The 259-nt window shown below is 52.5% G+C and carries 1 protein-coding gene; it reads right to left on the bottom strand.

All coding sequences use genetic code 11. From position 1 onward, the window contains the following. Positions 1-259, bottom strand: a 259-nt coding sequence (locus SB756_RS31955) for a hypothetical protein (RefSeq protein WP_410913485.1), incomplete at both ends; no start/stop codon positions are given.

Below are 259 nucleotides of genomic sequence, written 5' to 3'. Positions count from 1 at the left end.
ACCAAAGCCAGGAGAAGCAGCCATACATTCCTCAAACAAAACGACTCCGCCGTGAGCATGTGAACCTGCCAGCTTAAATTTGGCAGCACATGACAGGAGGACAAGGCGGGCATTGAGCCCAGACCAGAAGGCCGGGTTATTTCCAGCCAGCGCAAATACGGTACCGGAGAAGAGCTTTCTCGAATTTGGCTTCTGTCCTTCGAGCACAGACGACACCGCCTCGCAAAATACCGTCGGTGACTGAAAAATAACTGCGTTG

Origin of the sequence: Pseudomonas sp. SIMBA_068 (assembly GCF_046534705.1) — a bacterium.
Lineage (GTDB): Bacteria > Pseudomonadota > Gammaproteobacteria > Pseudomonadales > Pseudomonadaceae > Aquipseudomonas > Aquipseudomonas putida.
Note: the sequence above shows the minus strand (reverse complement) of the source record. Positions and strands in the feature narration are given on the sequence as shown.